The 501-nt window shown below is 50.1% G+C and carries 1 protein-coding gene; it reads left to right on the forward strand.

Going from position 1 to position 501, the window contains the following annotated elements; all coding sequences use genetic code 11:
- Positions 1-501: Calx-beta domain-containing protein (locus tag ACVC2P_RS04615; RefSeq protein WP_452597311.1), on the forward strand; the 501-nt coding region annotated here is incomplete at both ends.

Genomic DNA, 501 nt, shown 5'->3' on the forward strand with positions numbered 1-501 from the left:
GATGCCATAGATGAAGCCGATGAGACCTTTACCGTCGATGGCACAGTAACCAGCGGAAACACAGCAAACACGGACCCAAGCGGAACAGTAACGATCACCGATAACGACAATGCGCCAACAGTAACAATAGCCGACGCAACAGTCAACGAAGGCGCAGGCACAGTAACCGTTCCAGTAAGCATAGATACCGTAAGTTCAACAGACGTTGTAGTGGATATTGTAACGACAACAGGCACAGCCGGCACAAGCGATTACACCGTAACAACAACAACCGTAACCATTCCAGCAGGAAGCACCAGTGTCGATGTAGTGATTCCAATCACGGATGATGCCATAGATGAAGCCGATGAGACCTTTACAGTCGATGGCACAGTAACCAGCGGAAACACAACAAACACCGACCCAAGCGGAACAGTAACGATCACCGATAACGACAATGCGCCAACAGTAACAATAGCCGACGCAACAGTCAACGAAGGCGCTGGCACAGTAACCGTTCCA

This window comes from Pontimicrobium sp. MEBiC01747 (assembly GCF_053601635.1).